The organism is Allosphingosinicella sp., assembly GCF_036403745.1.
Classification (GTDB): domain Bacteria; phylum Pseudomonadota; class Alphaproteobacteria; order Sphingomonadales; family Sphingomonadaceae; genus Allosphingosinicella.
In genome coordinates this window covers 21,578-37,286 of record NZ_DASWQI010000059.1, presented here as the reverse complement: position 1 = coordinate 37,286, position 15,709 = coordinate 21,578, and the positions used below count along the sequence as shown (strand labels likewise).

General features: G+C 69.7%; 10 protein-coding genes. 8 read left to right on the top strand and 2 right to left on the bottom strand.

From position 1 onward, the window contains the following. Positions 1–48 precede the first annotated feature (48 nt). The 7 genes from recR to addB all read left to right on the top strand — a co-directional run bounded on the left by recR (position 49) and on the right by addB (position 9,040). On the top strand, positions 49–645 hold the full coding sequence (gene recR / locus VGC56_RS11605; protein WP_464125064.1) for a recombination mediator RecR: 597 nt from the start codon (positions 49–51) through the stop codon (positions 643–645). 182 nt (positions 646–827) lie between these two features. After that, positions 828–1,361, top strand: a complete 534-nt coding sequence (def, locus tag VGC56_RS11600; RefSeq protein ID WP_464125063.1) for a peptide deformylase — start codon at positions 828–830, stop codon at positions 1,359–1,361. Positions 1,362–1,566: 205 nt separating this feature from the next. Further along, positions 1,567–3,900 (top strand): sensor histidine kinase, encoded by a 2,334-nt coding sequence (locus tag VGC56_RS11595; RefSeq protein ID WP_464125062.1) that lies wholly within the window; start codon positions 1,567–1,569, stop codon positions 3,898–3,900. Then, on the top strand, positions 3,897–4,334 hold the full coding sequence (tsaE, locus tag VGC56_RS11590; RefSeq protein WP_464125061.1) for a tRNA (adenosine(37)-N6)-threonylcarbamoyltransferase complex ATPase subunit type 1 TsaE: 438 nt from the start codon (positions 3,897–3,899) through the stop codon (positions 4,332–4,334). The genes VGC56_RS11595 and tsaE overlap by 4 nt, the downstream gene beginning before the upstream one ends. Continuing rightward, positions 4,331–5,311 (top strand): aminoglycoside phosphotransferase family protein, encoded by a 981-nt coding sequence (locus tag VGC56_RS11585; RefSeq protein WP_464125080.1) that lies wholly within the window; start codon positions 4,331–4,333, stop codon positions 5,309–5,311. The genes tsaE and VGC56_RS11585 overlap by 4 nt, the downstream gene beginning before the upstream one ends. A gap of 62 nt (positions 5,312–5,373) precedes the next feature. Next, complete coding sequence (locus VGC56_RS11580) at positions 5,374–6,072, top strand: nucleotidyltransferase family protein (RefSeq protein WP_464125079.1); 699 nt, start codon at positions 5,374–5,376, stop codon at positions 6,070–6,072. A 22-nt stretch (positions 6,073–6,094) separates the two neighbouring features. Continuing rightward, positions 6,095–9,040: a double-strand break repair protein AddB gene (gene addB / locus VGC56_RS11575; RefSeq protein ID WP_464125060.1), complete on the top strand. Its 2,946-nt coding sequence runs from the start codon at positions 6,095–6,097 to the stop codon at positions 9,038–9,040. A gap of 4 nt (positions 9,041–9,044) precedes the next feature. Here addB and VGC56_RS11570 read toward each other — a convergent pair whose 3' ends face one another. Then, positions 9,045–9,212 carry a Flp family type IVb pilin gene (locus VGC56_RS11570; protein ID WP_464125059.1) on the bottom strand — a complete coding sequence of 56 codons (168 nt, stop codon included), beginning with the start codon at positions 9,210–9,212 and terminating at the stop codon, positions 9,045–9,047. Between the two features lie 68 nt (positions 9,213–9,280). Continuing rightward, entirely contained in the window at positions 9,281–9,502 is a 222-nt protein-coding gene (locus VGC56_RS11565; RefSeq protein ID WP_464125058.1) for a hypothetical protein, read from the bottom strand. A gap of 684 nt (positions 9,503–10,186) precedes the next feature. Between VGC56_RS11565 and VGC56_RS11560 the strand changes: the two genes are divergently transcribed. After that, the gene (locus VGC56_RS11560; RefSeq protein ID WP_464125057.1) at positions 10,187–15,583 is read left to right on the top strand and encodes a beta strand repeat-containing protein; all 5,397 of its coding nucleotides are present in this window, start codon (positions 10,187–10,189) and stop codon (positions 15,581–15,583) included. Positions 15,584–15,709: the final 126 nt, after the last annotated feature.

Here is a 15,709-nt window from a genome sequence, read left to right as displayed (position 1 = left end):
ACCGGGGAGGAGCTTTACCGCCGCCCATCTCCCCCCTACCTCTGCGCCATGGCCTCCCCCGAGATCGATGCGCTGACGCAGGCGCTGGCGCGCCTTCCGGGGCTTGGCCCGCGCTCGGCGCGGCGCGCGGTGCTTCATCTCCTCAAGAAGCGCGAGACGGCGCTGACGCCCTTGCTCCGGGCGCTAGAGCGGGTCAGCGAGGCGCTGGCGATCTGCTCGACCTGCGGCAATGTCGACACCGTCGATCCGTGCAGCGTCTGCGCCGACCCGCGCCGCGACCCGCGCCTGCTCTGCGTCGTCGAGGAGGTGTCGGACCTGTGGGCGCTCGACCGCTCGCGCCTCTTCCCCGGCCGCTTCCACGTCCTCGGCGGCCGCCTCTCGGCCCTGGAAGGCGTACGCCCCGAGGACCTTACCATCGACCGGCTGGTTGCCCGCGTCGCCGCCGGGGGGATCGACGAGGTCGTCCTGGCCATGAACGCGACGCTGGAGGGCCAGACCACCGCCCATTATCTTGCCGAGCGGCTGGAGACCTACCCCGTCCGCCTCACACAGCTCGCCCACGGCCTGCCGGTCGGCGGCGAGCTCGACTATCTCGACGAGGGGACGCTGGCCCAGGCGCTGAGGGCGCGGAGGCCGGTGGCCTAGCGTTTGCCTCCCCATCGGAAACCGATGGGGAGGGGGACCACCCGCAGGGTGGTGGAGGGGTGTTTCCACGCACCGCGTCCTTGAAACACCCCTCCACCAGCTTCGCTGATCCCCCTCCCCAAGCGTGCCGCTCGGGAGGCACAATTCTTGATTTTCGGCCTGCACAATCCTAACTCCAGCCCATGGCGATCCTTCCCATCCTCGAGACTCCGGACCCGCTCCTGCGGCGCGTCTCCACGCCCGTCGAGACGATCACGCCCGAGCTCCAGACGCTCATCGACGACATGTTCGAGACGATGTACGCGGCGCCGGGCATCGGCCTAGCCGCGATCCAGGTCGGCGTGCCGAAGCGAATCCTCGTCATCGATCTGCAGGAGCCGGAGGAGGAAGGCGGCGAGCCGGTGCGCAACCCGCTGGTATTCATCAATCCCGAGATCCTTGCGGAATCGGACACGCTACAGACCTACAATGAGGGCTGCCTGTCCGTCCCGGAGCTTTACGCCGAGGTCGAGCGGCCGGACCATATCCGCGCGCGCTGGCTCAACCGCGACGGCAAGGTTCATGAGGAGGAGCTGGACGGCCTGCTCGGCATCTGCCTGCAGCACGAGATGGACCATCTGGAAGGCGTGCTGTTCATCGACCACCTCTCGCGTTTGAAGCGCGACATGATCCTGAGGAAGCTCGCCAAGGCCCGCAAGGAGCGGCTGGCGGCGTAGGAGCGCGAGGAGCGGCTGGCGGCCCCGTTGCCGTCATCCCGGCGAAAGCCCGGATCTCTCTCCGGAGACGCTCTGGAACCACCGCCGCGCCTTCTCCTCGTTGAGATCCCGGCTTTCGCCGGGATGACGGCTGTGCTGGACGGGCCGCACGCACCACACACCCAGCACCCTTTTCCTCCCCCGCACCCGCCCCTAAGAGGGGGCGATGCTTTCCATCACGCCCACTGCCGCCGCGCTGATCGCGCTCGTCTGCGGCGGATGGCTGGCGGTCGCCGTGTGGGCGACGTTGCGGGGCCTGCGCCGCAGCCGCGAGGCGGTGGGGCAGGTGGCGGAGGTGGCCGGCTCCGGCGCGCTCCTGGCCGCTGCGCCGGCGATACCGCTCATCATTCGCCGCGATGGCCGCCTCGAAGGACCCGAGCGCGGCGCCTTCGCCTTGGGACTCTCCCGCCTTCCTTCGGACCTGCCGGCTGATCTTGGCCTCACCGACGCCGACGCCGAAGCCATGCGTGCCGCGGTTGCCGACGCGCAGGCTACCGGCGCCGGCTTCGCGCTCACCGTGCGCCCCGAGGGGGGCGCCCGCGTCCTGGAGCTGCGCGGCGGGCCTGCGCCCCCGTCACTGGGCGAGGGCGTCTTAGTCTGGATCCTCGACGTCACCGCCATCGCCGAGGAGCGCAGTGCCGCGGAAGCCCGCGCCGGACGCCTCGCCGCCGCGCTCGACGCACTCTCGGGCCTGATCGAGGCGGCGCCCTTCCCGATGTGGCACCGCGGGCCGGACCTGAAGCTCGCCCTGGTCAACAGCGCCTATGTCGACGCAGTCGAAGCCGACGATGCCGCCTCGGTCGTCGCGGGCGGAGTCGAGCTGATCGACGAGCCCGGCGACGGCGCCTCCGCCCACGCCGCCTCGGCGCGCGAGAGCGGCGCCCCCCATGTCCGCACCGTCCCCGCCACCATTGCCGGCGAGCGGCGCACCATGCAGGTGGTCGAAGTGCCCATCGGCGAGGCGGGGGTGGCAGGCTACGCGCTCGACGTCGAGGATCGGGAGCAGGCGCGAGCCGAGCTCGCCCGCTTCGTCCGCGCCCAGAGGGACATGCTCGACCGGCTCTCGGCGGGCGTGGCGCAGTTCGGCCGGGACCGCAGCCTCATCTTCTTCAACCAGCCGTTCGCGCGGCTGTTCGGCCTCAAGGGCGATTTCCTCGCTGACCGGCCCGAGTTCAATCGCCTGCTCGACGCGATGCGCGACGCCGGCTGCATTCCCGAGGTCCGCGACTATCCCGACTGGAAGAAGGAGCATGGCCGCTGGTTCACCGGCGGGCTCGCCGCCGAGGAGGAGGAATGGAACCTCCCCAAGGGGCAGCATCTGCGCGTCGTCGCCCAGCCGCTCCCCGACGGCGGCTTGCTCCTGATCTTCGAGGATCGGACCGAGCAGCTCCGCCTCGCCTCGGCGCGCGACACCTTGCTGCGCGTGCGCACCGCCACCTTCGACAATCTGTTCGAGGCGATCGGCGTCTTCGCCTCGGACGGCCGGCTTCACCTCTGGAACAACCGCTTCCGCATCTTGTGGGGCTTCGACGAGGAGCAGCTCGCCGCCCATCCGCGCATCGACACGCTGGCGCCGCTCATCGCCCGGAGCCTCAAGAACCCGCAGCATTCGGGGCTGGTCCGCGAGCTGGTGCGCAGCGCCACGATCGAGCGCAAGCAGCGCACCGGCCGGGTCTCGTTCCTCGACGGACGCGAATTCGAGTTCGCCGCCGTGCCGCTTCCGGACGGCAACGCGCTCTTCACGATGCTCGACGTCACCGCCAGCCGTACCGTCGAGGCGGCGCTGCGCGAGCGCACTACGGCTCTGGAGGCCGCTGACCGGCTGAAGACCGCCTTCGTCTCGAACATGAGCTATGAGCTGCGCACCCCGCTCACCTCGATCGCCGGCTTCGCGGAGATGCTCGAAGGGGGGTATGCGGGCGAGCTGCCGAGCGCGGCCGTCGATTACGTCGCCGCGATCCTCCAGTCGGTGGCGCGCCTCGGGACCCTCATCGACAACGTCCTCGATTTGACCCAGAGCGACAGCGGCAGCCTCGTCCTCGCCGACGAGGAGGTCGACCTCGGCGCGATGTGCGCGGAAGCCGGCGAGAGCGTCCGCGGCCAGGCGGAGGCGAAGGGCATCGACTTCGCCACCAAGCTGGAGCGCGGCCTCGGGGCCGTCACCGGCGACAGGAAGCGCCTGCGCCAGTCGCTCGACAACGTCCTCGCCAACGCCGTCGCGTATACGGAAAGTGGCGGCCGCATCCTCCTCCACGGCGCCGGCACCAGGAAGGAAGCCTTCCTCACCGTCTCCGACAATGGCCGCGGCATTCCGCCCGCCGAGCAGGCGCGGGTGTTCGACCGCTTCCACCGCACCGCCGAGGGCGGAGAAGCGGCGCTCGGCCTCGGCCTCCCGCTCGCCCGCCAGTTCATCGAAGCCCACGGCGGCCGGGTCGAACTGCTCTCCGAGCCGGGGGAGGGCACCACCGTCACCTTCCGCCTGCCGAGGACGAAGGCGTGAGGCTCGAAGGAGAGGGCGAGACGGAGGCCCTTGGACACCTGCTAGCCGCAGCGCTGCGCCCCGGTGACGTCGTCGCCCTCTACGGCGATCTCGGCGCCGGCAAGACGACGCTGGCCCGCGGCATCCTGCGCGGCCTCGGCTTCGAGGACGACGTCGCCAGCCCGACCTTTCCGATCGTCGTGCCTTATGACGGGCTCACACCCCCGCTCTGGCACGTCGACCTCTATCGCATTGAGGATTCGGCCGAAATCGAGGAGCTCGCGCTGGACGAGGCGCTCGAGGACGGGGTGCTCGTCATCGAATGGCCCGAGCGGCTTGGGGGGCAGCTGTGGCCCCATGCGCTTCGGCTCACCCTCTCCCGCGACGGGGAGGGCGCGCGCGCCTTGACAGCGAAGGTGCCCCCGGCTTGGGGGGACAGATGGCCGCCCCGATGATTCCGCCCGCGACGGCGCCCGCTTTCCTTGCCGCAAATGGATGGGAAGGCGCGCAAATCGTGCCGCTGGCGGGCGATGCGAGCTTCCGGCGCTACTTCCGGGTGGTGAAGGACGGCGGCACTGCGGTGCTGATGGACGCGCCGCCCGAGCATGAGGATGTGGGGCCGTTCCTCGCCGTCGCCGGTCACCTGCTCGAGCGCGGCTTCCTGCCGCCCCGCCCGCTCGCAGTGGACCGGGAGAAGGGACTGCTCCTGCTCGAGGATTTCGGCGACCGCCGGGTGGCGCCTTTGCTCGCCAAGGAGCCGGAGCGCGAGCGCGGCATCTACGAGGCGGCGGTCGACACCCTCGCCCGCCTCGCCAGCCACCCGGCGCCCGCCGACCTAGGGCCCTATGACGACGCCGCCCAAGCGCGCGAGGTCTCGCTGTTCACCGAATGGTACGTGCCGGCGCTCGGGCTGGAGGTCGACGAGGCCGCCTACCTTCTGGCTTGGCGGGAGGCGTGGCGCGAGGCGGTGGAGGAGGGGTTGCGCGCCCCAGTCCTCGTGCTGCGCGACTATCATGCCGACAACCTCATGGTGCTGCCCGGCACGCGCGAATTGGGCCTGCTCGACTTCCAGGACGCGCTCGCCGGCCACGCCGCCTACGACCTCGTCTCGCTGCTGCAGGACGCCCGCCGCGACGTCTCGCCGGAGCTCGAGGAGGCGATGCTGGCGCGCTACATCGCGGCGGCGTCGGTGGCGGATCCGGCCCGTTTTCGCGACCATTACGATGCACTCGGGGCGCAGCGGAACACCAAGATCCTCGGCATCTTCACGCGCCTGTGGAAGCGCGACGGCAAGCATTTCTATACGACGCTCCAGCCGCGCGTCTGGGCCTATCTGGAGCGCAACCTCGCCCGCCCGGCGCTGGCGCCGGTGCGGGACTGGTTCGACGCCAACGTACCGCCCGAGAAGCGCGCCGCGGCGTGGCCGGCGTGAGCCGCTACCGCCGCCCGCTGGCGCTCCGGCCCGAACCGCAAGGCGAGGTGCCGCCGGTGGCGATGGTCATGGCCGCCGGCCTCGGCAAGCGCATGCGCCCGCTGACGGCAACCCGGCCCAAGCCGCTGGTCGAAGTGGCGGGCAAGACCTTGCTCGACCACACGCTCGACAAGTTGAAGGCGGCGGGGGTGACGAAGGCGGTGGTCAACGTCCACTACCTTGCCGATGCCCTGGAAGCCCATCTCAAAAACCGCGTGCAGGGCATTGAAATCGCTGTGTCGGATGAACGAACTCTGCTTCTCGAAACCGGCGGAGGGCTCGCCCATGCGCTGCCGCTGATCGACGCGGACCCGTTCCTGGTGGTCAATTCCGACAACCTCTGGGTCGACGGGCCGGTCGACACGATCCGCCTCCTCGCCTCGGCCTGGGACGATGATCGGATGGACGCGCTGCTCCTCCTCGTCCCGCATGCGCGGGCGAACTGCCACAAGGGCCAGGGCGATTTCCACATGGACGCCGCCGGACGCCTGCGCCGCCGCCGCCCCGGCGCCGTCGCGCCGTTCGTCTTCACGGGGGTCCAGATCGTCTCGAAGCGGCTCCTGGCGGGCGAGATTCCCGAAGGCGCCTTCTCGACCAACCTCCTATGGGACCGCGCGATCGAGGCGGGGCGGCTCTACGGCGTCGTCCACGAGGGGCTGTGGTTCGACATCGGCGCGCCGCCCAACATCAAGAAAGCCGAGGAAATCCTTGGGCTCGGCTGACCCTGCCGCTACGCTTGCGTAAGTGAGCCCGGCCCGCCCCAACGTCTACACCATCCCCGCGCACCGCGCCTTCGCAGACGCCCTCGCGGCGGGGCTTGTCGCGCGCTACGGCAAGGAGAAGACCGGGCTCGCCCAAGGGTTGATCCTCGTCCCCAATAACCGCGCCGGCCGCGCCATTGCGGACGCCTTCGTGCGCCGGTCGGCTGGCGGCCTGCTGCTGCCGCGGCTGGTGCCTATCGGCGAGCCGGAGCTGGACGAGCGCGTCGGGGGAGCGCTGGAGCCGCTCGGCGGCGCCGATGCCGTGCCCCCTGCGATAGAACCGGTCGAGCGCCTCTTCCTCCTCGCCGGCCTGATTGAGCGGCATATGCCGGACACCGATCCCGCCGAGGCGCTGCGCCTCGCCGAGGACCTCGCCCGCACCCTCGACCAGCTGCTCGTCGAGGAGATTCCCCCGGAGCGCCTGCGCGCCTTCGCGGCCGAGCTTCCCGACCTGTCGCTGCACTGGCAGGCATCGCTCGAGCGGCTGACGATCATCCTCGATCAATGGCCGCGGCTCCTCGCGGCGCGCGGCCGCATCGACCTGGCCGATCGCCGCAACCGCCTGCTTACCGCCCTTGCCGAACGGTGGGGGGAGGCGCCGCCCCGCGGCTTCGTCGTCGCCGCCGGCGTCACCACCACCGCCCCCGCCGTGGCGCGGCTGCTCCGCACGATCGCGCGGCTGCCGGAGGGGCGGGTGATCCTCCCCGGCCTCGACGGCGACATGCCGCGGGTGGAATGGGATGCGCTCGGCCCCCACGATGCGGATCCGGAAACCGGTTTCCGCCGCCGTTCGATCGAGACCCACCCGCAATTCCAGCTGAAGCTGCTCCTCGATCGGATGGGCGTCGGCCGCGACGAGGTGCGGCGCTGGCGCTGGGGCGGCGGGAGAGATGCGCCGGCGGTGCGCAGCCGCGCCATCTCCAACGCGATGGCGCCCGCCGCCTTCACGTCGAAATGGCAGGACCTGCCGCCCGCGGAGAGGCGCCTCACCGGCGTCCGCGCCCTCGAGATCGGCGACCCGGCCCAGGAAGCCCAGGCGATCGCCATCGCGATGCGGGAGGCGCTGGAGACGCCGGAGCGGACCGTTGCGCTCGTCACCCCGGACCGCGGCCTCGCCCGCCGGGTCGCGGCGCATCTGCGGCGCTGGGCCGTCGAGGCGGACGACAGCGCCGGACGGCCGCTTTCGGAGATGGCCCCGGGTACTTTGCTCCTGGCGCTGACCTCAGCTGCAGCTGAACAGTTCGCGCCGGTGCCGCTCCTTTCGCTCCTCAAGCACCCCCTGGTCCGCAAGGGGGAGGGGCGGCTGGCGTGGCTCGAAGGCGCCCGCGCGCTCGACCTTGCCCTTCGCGGCCCGCGCCCGCCCGCGGGGCTGGACGGCATCGGCGACCATCTCGCGGACTGGAGCGGGCGGGACCGCGACCGGCGGCGCACCGCCCTCGCCTGGTGGAAGCAGATTGTGCCGCTGCTGCGGCCCCTGGAACGCGCCTTTGCCGCCGCCGGCGTCGCCCCGGCCGCCTTGCTCGGGACCGTGCGCGAGGCGGCATCGGCGCTCACCGGAGACGAAGCCTGGTCCGGCCTCGCCGGCCGCGCCGCGGCCGAGCTGTTTGCCGCTGTCGAGCCGGCCGCTGAGGCGAGCGGGCGGATCGCGCCGGCCACGCTCGTGCCGATGCTCGAGCAATTGCTCTCCGGCGTCGCGGTGCGGCCGCCCTACGGGCAGCATCCGCGCATCTTCATCTGGGGCCTGATCGAGGCGCGGCTGCAGCAGGCGGATCTCACCATCCTCGGCGGTCTCAACGAAGGAATCTGGCCGCCGCTGCCGACGCCCGACCCGTGGCTCGCGCCCCGCCTGCGCCGTGAGCTCGGACTCCCCAGCCTGGAGCGCCGTATCGGCCTCGCCGCGCACGACTTCGCCGGCGCGCTGGGCGGGCGCGACGTGCTGGTGACGCGCGCCCGCCGCGATGCCCGCGCGCCGGCGGTGGCGTCGCGCTTCTGGCTGCGATTGGAAGCGATGACCGGCGGGCTCACCCGCGCCCGCGCCCACAAATGGTGGGCGGAGGCCATCGACCGGCCCGACGCCTACGCGCCGGCGGAGCGGCCGGCGCCGTCACCCGAACCGAAGCTGCGCCCCAGGACGATCTCGGTGACCGAGGTCGACCGTCTCAAGGCCGATCCCTTCGCTTTCTACGCCCGCAAGATGCTGGCCTTGCCCTCCCTCGACGAGGTCGATGCCGAGCCCTCGGCCGCCTTCCGGGGCAGCGCCGTCCACAAGGTGCTCGAAGAGTGGATGAAGGAGGACGATTGCGACCCTGGTCTGCTGCGTGTGCGCGCCGAGGCGCTGCTGGCGGCGACCTCGTCACACCCGCTGCTGCGCGCGCTGTGGCAGCCGCGGCTGCTCGAGGCGATCGACTGGATCGCCGGGGAGGTGGCGCGCAAGGTCGCGGAAGGGCGCCGGCCGCTTCGCGCCGAGGCCAAAGGCAAGTGCAAGATCGGCGAGGTCAGCCTGTACGGAGAGGCGGATCGGATCGACCGGCTTGCCGACGGATCGTTGGCCATCATCGACTACAAGACCGGCATGCCGCCCGGACCCAAGGCGGTCGCGGAGGGCTATTCGCTGCAGCTGGGCCTCCTCGGCCTCATTGCCGAGCGCGGCGGCTTCGAGGGGATCGAGGGTATCCCCGCCTGCTTCGAATATTGGTCGCTCGCCAAAAAGGCAGGGAAGCTCGGCTATGTCGCCAGCCCCGTCGGCGGCCGCACCGGCCTCGATGCCGCGGATTTTACGGCGCGGGCCGAGAGAAACTTCATCGCCGCGGCCGAGAAATGGCTGACCGGGAGCGAACCCTTCACCGCCAAGCTCCACCCCGAGCACGCGCCCTACGGCGAATACGACCAGCTGATGCGGCTGGACGAATGGTACGGCCGCGACGGCTGAGCCGTTAGCTCCCGGCGACCGACTGGTTCACGGCAACGAAGGTGTTGTTCATATTCTGGCCGAGCGACTGCATCGCGACGATCGCCGCGACAGCGATGAGGCTGGCCACAAGCGCATATTCGATCGCGGTCGCGCCGCGGCGGTTGCGCAATATCGGGCGAAGGTAACGCATCGCCGGGACTCCTGTCGTGGAGCGCCGGAAATGCGCCCGCGGCCGTTACCGAAGCTTTAAGGCGGCGTTCAATTTCCGCCGGAGCGGCGGCTGCGGTTGGCGTAGAGCAAGGCCGCGACGATTGCCGCGGAGCCGATGCCGATCGCGGCGCCGGTCATGATCTGCTTGCGGCGGCGCGAGTCGCCGCTCTTCTCGCCGGCGCCGCTTTCCGCACCTGCGGCCGTCTCGGCGGCGACGGCGGGGGGCGGAGCGACGGCCGCGTCCTTCGGGTAAGCAGGTTCACGCGACATGGGGATCTCCGTTGAGCGCTCGATTCGCACCGGTTCCTAATCCTCCCGCCGCCGCCCCGCCAGCGTCGAGACGCGCCCGCACTGGGGGCCACCCAAAGAAAAAGCCCCGGCCTTTCGGCCGGGGCTGTGCGGGGTCAGCGGGAGGGGGGAGGGGGAGCCGACCGCCGCGTGGGGTACAGGCAAAACGGCCTTCCCGAAAAAGGGTTCCGCGGAAAAATCGCACGGCATCGAATTTTTTTGAGGAGGGCGGGGCCCCTCATAAACGAAGCGCCCCGGTTGAGCGGGGCGCTTCGCCGACAGCTGCCATCGAAGGCGACTATCTCCCGTCCCCGTCACGGACTCTACCGCATTTCGGCAGTCCGGAAAAGCGGCCGCGGCGCGGCTGTGCAACCGCTGGGCGCATTTCGTTGCAGCCCCAATCGTCTTTAAGAGTGGGCTAACTACGGGAAAGTCTGGACAGGCTCGCTGCGCACGATCAGTCTACGCTTTCCAGCACGCGCTTGTCCCGAGTCGCGTCCTCTCCCAGTCGAGCGGACTCCGGCTTATCGTTAGACTGGCCGTGAGGGGGGGAATTTTCAAAGGAAGCCCGGTCGGGGCCTACCGATCGGCTGTTCGAACGAACCTGTTCATCGCTATTCAATGGTGATCGGCTTCGTGTCATCGAAAATCGAGGGGGAGCGAGACATGGCGACGATCACCGGAAGCAACGGCAACGACACCATCACCGGCACCGGCGGCAACGACAATCTCATCGGCGGCGCCGGCGACGACACGCTGATCGGCGGCGGCGGCAACGACCTGCTGAACGGCGGGTCCGGCACCGATACGGCCGTGTTTTCGGGATCGATCCTCAACTACACGTTCGTCCACGATGGCAGCGGCCAGAGCTGGTACGTCACGGACCATGTCGGCACCGACGGCACCGACCATCTGATCAGCATCCAGAAGCTGAAGTTCAGCGATGCGTTGATCGACCTCACCCAGAACAACGCGCCGATCGCCTTCGACGATAGCGCCACCGTCGGTGAGGACCAGGGGACCTATGTCAGCGCAACCAGCGTCCTCGCCAACGACTTCGATTTCGAGCACGACCATCTCAGCGCGACGCCGGGCACCTTCGTCGGCACCTATGGCACGCTGACGCTCAACGCCGACGGCACCTACACCTACACCCTGTCGGCCTCCGCCCAGGCGCTGGCGCAGGGCGAGAATGTCGTCGACGTCTTCACCTACACCGTCTCCGACGGCAGCCTCTCCGACACCGGCACGCTCAGCATCACCGTCGCCGGCGCGAACGACGCGCCGGTCGCCAATCCGGATACCGCATCGGGGACCGAGAACCAGGTTCTGAGCGTCGACGTCCTCGCCAACGACACCGACGTCGACCACGGCGCGACGCTCACCTTGCTGTCGGCTTCCGCGCCTAGCGGCAAGGGCAGTGCGTCGGTGGTCGGCGGCCAGGTGCAGTTCAATCCGGGCACCGACTTCGACCACCTCGCCCAGGGCGCGACGGAGACCGTCACCGTCAGCTACACGATCAGCGACGAGCACGGCGCCCATTCCAGCTCGACCCTGACGATCACGGTCACCGGCACCAACGACGCACCCGTCGCCCATGCCGACACAGCGGCGACGACCCAGAACCAGACGGTCTCGATCGCGGTGCTGGCCAATGACACCGACGTCGACGACGGCGCCGTCTTGAGCCTCGTCTCCGCCTCCGCTCCGGCCGGGCAGGGCTCGGTGAGCCTCGCGGGCAACAACGTCGTGTTCAACCCGGGCACGGATTTCGACCATCTCGCCGCCGGCGCGACGCAGAACGTCACGCTTACCTATGTAATGAAGGACGAGTTCGGCGCGACGTCGAGCTCGACGGTGACCGTGACGGTGACCGGCACCAACGATGCCCCCGTCGCGCATGCCGACACCGCCGCCGGCACGGAGAACCAGATCCTCTCCATCGCCGTCCTCGCCAACGACGCGGATGTCGACGACGGCGCCGTGCTGAGCCTCGTCTCGGCTTCGGCGCCTTCCGGCCAGGGAACCGCGAGTGTCGCCGGCACCAACGTCCAGTTCGATCCCGGCACCGACTTCGACCACCTCGCGGCGGGCGCGACTCAGACGGTGACGCTCACCTACACGATGCAGGACGAGCATGGTGCCCAATCCTCCTCGACGGTGACGGTCACCGTCACGGGCACCAACGACGCGCCGGTCGCGCATGCCGACACGGCGGCAGGAACCGAGAATCAGATCCTGTCGATCGCCGTGCTCGCCAATGACACGGACGTCGACGACGCCGCGGTGCTCAGCCTCGTCTCCGCCTCGGCGCCGTCCGGCCAGGGATCGGCGAGCGTCGCCGGCAACAACGTGCAGTTCAACCCGGGCACCGATTTCGACCATCTCGCCGCCGGCGCCACGCAGGTGGTGACCCTCACCTACACCATGCAGGACGAGCATGGCGCCCAGTCCAGCTCGACTGTGACGGTGACCGTCACAGGCACGAACGACGCGCCGGTAGCGCATGCCGACACCGCCGCCGGCACGGAGAACCAGATCCTCTCCATCGCCGTCCTCGCCAACGACACGGATGTCGACGACGGCGCGGTGCTGAGCCTCGTCTCCGCCTCCGGCCCCGCCGGCAAAGGCAGCGTCTCGCTCGCCGGCAACAATGTCGTCTTCGCGCCGGGCGCTGATTTCGACCATCTCGCCGCCGGCGCCACCGAGACTGTGACGCTCGCCTACACGATGCAGGACGAGCACGGCGCCCAGTCCTCCTCAACCGTCACCGTCACCGTCACCGGCACCAACGACGCGCCGGTCGCCCATGCCGACACCGCGACGACAAGCGAAAACGCGCCGGCCAATATCGACGTGCTGGCCAACGACACCGACGTCGACGACGGCCACAGCTTCAGCCTCGTCGCCGTTTCGGCGCCGTCCGGGCAGGGCAGCGCCTCCATCTCCGCCAACCAGCTCGCCTTCAACCCGGGCAGCGATTTCGACCATCTCGCCGTCGGCGAAAGCCAGGTGGTGACCCTCTCGTACACGATGCAGGACGAGCATGGCGCCCAGTCCTCCTCGACCGTCACCCTGACTGTCACCGGGACCAACGATGCGCCGGTGATCGACGCCGCCCACACCGTCGCGAGCGGCTCGGTGACCGAGCTTCCGAACAACGACCCGCAGGAGAATATCGCGATCCACCATGCCGACGGCTCGGTCGCTTTCACCGATGCCGACACCAGCGACACCCACGCCGCCACCGTCACCCCCGACGGCGCCGGCTATCTCGGCAGCTTCACCCTCGATCCGGTCGACAACGGCACCGACAGCGTCGGCTGGCATTTCAGCGTCTCCGACGCCGCGCTCGACAGCCTCAACGCCGGTCAGGTCGTTACCCAGACCTACACGATCGAGGTCGCCGACGGCCATGGCGGCTTCGCCGATCAGGACGTCACCATCACGCTCAACGGCGCCGCCGACAATCTGCCGCCGGTCGCCAACGACGACAGCTACAACGCCATCGGCAATGTCACCCTGACGGTGCCCGCCGGCACGGGCGTGCTCGCGAACGACACCGACGACCAGCCGCTCGGCGGCGGGGCGGGCCAGACGCATGTCAGCGCCTTCGACGCGACCGGCGCCAATGGCGGCCATATCGCGATGAACCCCGACGGCTCCTTCACCTACACCTCAGCCGCGGGCTTCAACGGCGTCGACAGCTTCACCTACACGCTAACCGATGCGGACGGCGCCAGCGACACCGCCACCGTCCATGTCAGCGTCAGCCAGCATGTCTGGTTCATCGACAACAGCGCGGTCACCAGCGCCAACGTCGGCACCGAGGCCAATCCCTATACCAGCATCGCCTCGTTCAACGCGGCGCAGGGCACGGCGGCGGGCCCCCACGCCGGCGACACGGTCTACCTGCGCGGCGGCACCGGCACCTATACGGAGGCGGACGGCATCCACCTCCTCAACGGCCAGACCCTGGTCGGCGGCGGCGAGGACCTCGTCGTTGGCGCGACGACGATCGAGCATGCCGGCACCCGGCCGACCATCGTCGTCACCGGCGCAGGGCATGACGGCGTCGACCTCGCCCAGAACAACCACGTCTCCGGCTTCGACATCGGCAGCGTCACCCGCGCCGGCATCTCGGATTCGAACGGCAGTGTCGGCACCGCGACCGTCACCGACGTCGGCAAGTCCGGCACCGGCCAGATCGCCGACATCGACCAGGGCGGCACTGTCCACGTCACGCTGAACAGCGCCGCCTCGACCGCGTCCACGGGCGGGGCGATCGACCTGCACGGCGTCAACGGCGACTTCAGCGTCACCGGTGCGACGACCATCGCCGGGGCGACCGGCGGCGGCCTCGACGCCGGCTCCAACACCAACCTCGCCGTCGCCTTTCAGGGCGGCCTCACCGCCGACACCGGCGCCTCGATCGGCGTCAACTTCTTCAACAATGCCGGCGCCAGCACGCTGGCGATCAACGGCCTCCACCTCACCACTACCGTGGCGACGGCGCTCAACGTCGGCAGCGGCGGCACCGTCACCGTCACCGGCAGCGGCAATACGATCGACACGGCGGGCGGCACCGGCGTCGCCATCTCCTTCGCCACCATCGGCGCGGGCGGGGTGACGCTGCAGAGCGTGACCTCCGTGGGCGGCAGCGCCGACGGCATCATCCTCCAGTCGGCGGGCTCGGGCGGCTTCCACGTCACCGGCATCGGCTCGGTCGACGGGTCGGGCGGCCTCATCGCCAACAAGACCGGCACGGACGGCCAGACGCTGCAGGGCGTCGGCGTCTTCATCGACTCGACGTCGAACGTGTCGCTCGCCAACATGGAGATCAGCGCCAACCAGAATGACGGCATCCTCGGCAACAATGTCGCGAATTTCTCGCTGACCGACTCGACCGTCCATTTCGGCAACGGCACGTCGACGAGCGAGGGATCGGTCGTCTTCCACGGCCTGACCGGGACGAGCTCCTTCCTCGGCAACGTCATCGGCGGCGGCAGCGGCGACAATCTTCTTGTCGTCAACAGCTCCGGCTCGTCCAACATCACCATCGCGGACAGCGCCAGCGACCAGGCGATCTTCGGCAGCACCAACAACGTCACCGGCAACGACAGCGTCCATCTCGAGACGAGCGGCACCGCCAGCCTAACCGCGACGGTGAACGGCGTCGATTTCCAGGGCGGCCGCGAGGATATGCTCGAAATCAAGGCGCTCGGCAGCTCGACCCAGAATTTGACGATCGAGAACAACCATTTCGCCAACACCCAGAACAGCGAACCGGGCTCGGGCGGGGTGCTGCTCGACGGCGGCGGCGCCGGGACCAACATCCACGTCGACTTCGCCGTTACCAACAACACGTTCACCGGCGCCGACGGCAGCGCGCTCGCTGCCTTCTACACGCAGCAGGCGGGCGATATCCGCGGCTACATCGCCGACAACACAATCGGGAACGGCGCCGACAATGTATCGGGCAGCGAAGGCTCGTCCGGCGGCGGCGCCGGCATCTTCGCTGGGCTCGAGAAGAGTGCGGGGGCGGGCAATGCCAGCTTCAGCGTCAACATCGTCCACAACAGCATCTACGACATTGCTGCGGGCGCGGGCGCGATCGTGCTGCTCTCGAACGGCGGCGAGGCGGCCAATTCCGCGGTGCTGGAGGCGACTGTCGACAACAACATTGTCTCGCAGCTCGGCGACGGTTCCTCGTTCGGGCTCTACTCGGTAGTCGGCGGCACCGCCTTGTCGGGCGATTTCGCCAAGCTCGGCCTGTCGCTCACCAACAACCATATCGACGCCAGCGGGGCGACGTTCGGAGGCAACGCCATCTTCCTCGAGCAGGTGTCGAGCGACGCCCATTATTATTTCCCGGGCTATGCGGGGTCGCCGGACGGCGAGAATTACGGCGGCAATGCCAGCCCCGAGCTCGACACCTTCTTCGTCGCCCACGGCAACGTGCTGACCAACGGCGGCTTCCCGAACTTTGCGGGCGGAGTCGACGCCGAGGATGTGCTGGGCGCCAACGGCGATCCGCTGGTCCATCCCCCTTACTTCCCCTGACGCTTCGGGGGCGGGCGCCGCGGCGGGACTTGCCGCGGCGCCCCAACGCGGCTAGCGAGCCGCCGCCCCGGGTCGGACGCGGAACGAACCGTCCCGAGCGGCTTTCCTGTCGGTGAGCCTTTCGCT

Excerpts from the sequence above, each read along its gene's own strand:
- recR (WP_464125064.1), top strand. The coding sequence starts at position 49 with ATGGCCTCCCCCGAGATCGATGCGCTGACGCAGGCGCTGGCGCGCCTT.
- def (WP_464125063.1), top strand. The coding sequence starts at position 828 with ATGGCGATCCTTCCCATCCTCGAGACTCCGGACCCGCTCCTGCGGCGC.
- VGC56_RS11595 (WP_464125062.1), top strand. The coding sequence starts at position 1,567 with ATGCTTTCCATCACGCCCACTGCCGCCGCGCTGATCGCGCTCGTCTGC.
- VGC56_RS11585 (WP_464125080.1), top strand. The coding sequence starts at position 4,331 with ATGATTCCGCCCGCGACGGCGCCCGCTTTCCTTGCCGCAAATGGATGG.
- VGC56_RS11580 (WP_464125079.1), top strand. The coding sequence starts at position 5,374 with ATGGTCATGGCCGCCGGCCTCGGCAAGCGCATGCGCCCGCTGACGGCA.
- VGC56_RS11570 (WP_464125059.1), bottom strand. The coding sequence starts at position 9,212 with ATGCGTTACCTTCGCCCGATATTGCGCAACCGCCGCGGCGCGACCGCG.
- VGC56_RS11565 (WP_464125058.1), bottom strand. The coding sequence starts at position 9,502 with ATGTCGCGTGAACCTGCTTACCCGAAGGACGCGGCCGTCGCTCCGCCC.
- VGC56_RS11560 (WP_464125057.1), top strand. The coding sequence starts at position 10,187 with ATGGCGACGATCACCGGAAGCAACGGCAACGACACCATCACCGGCACC.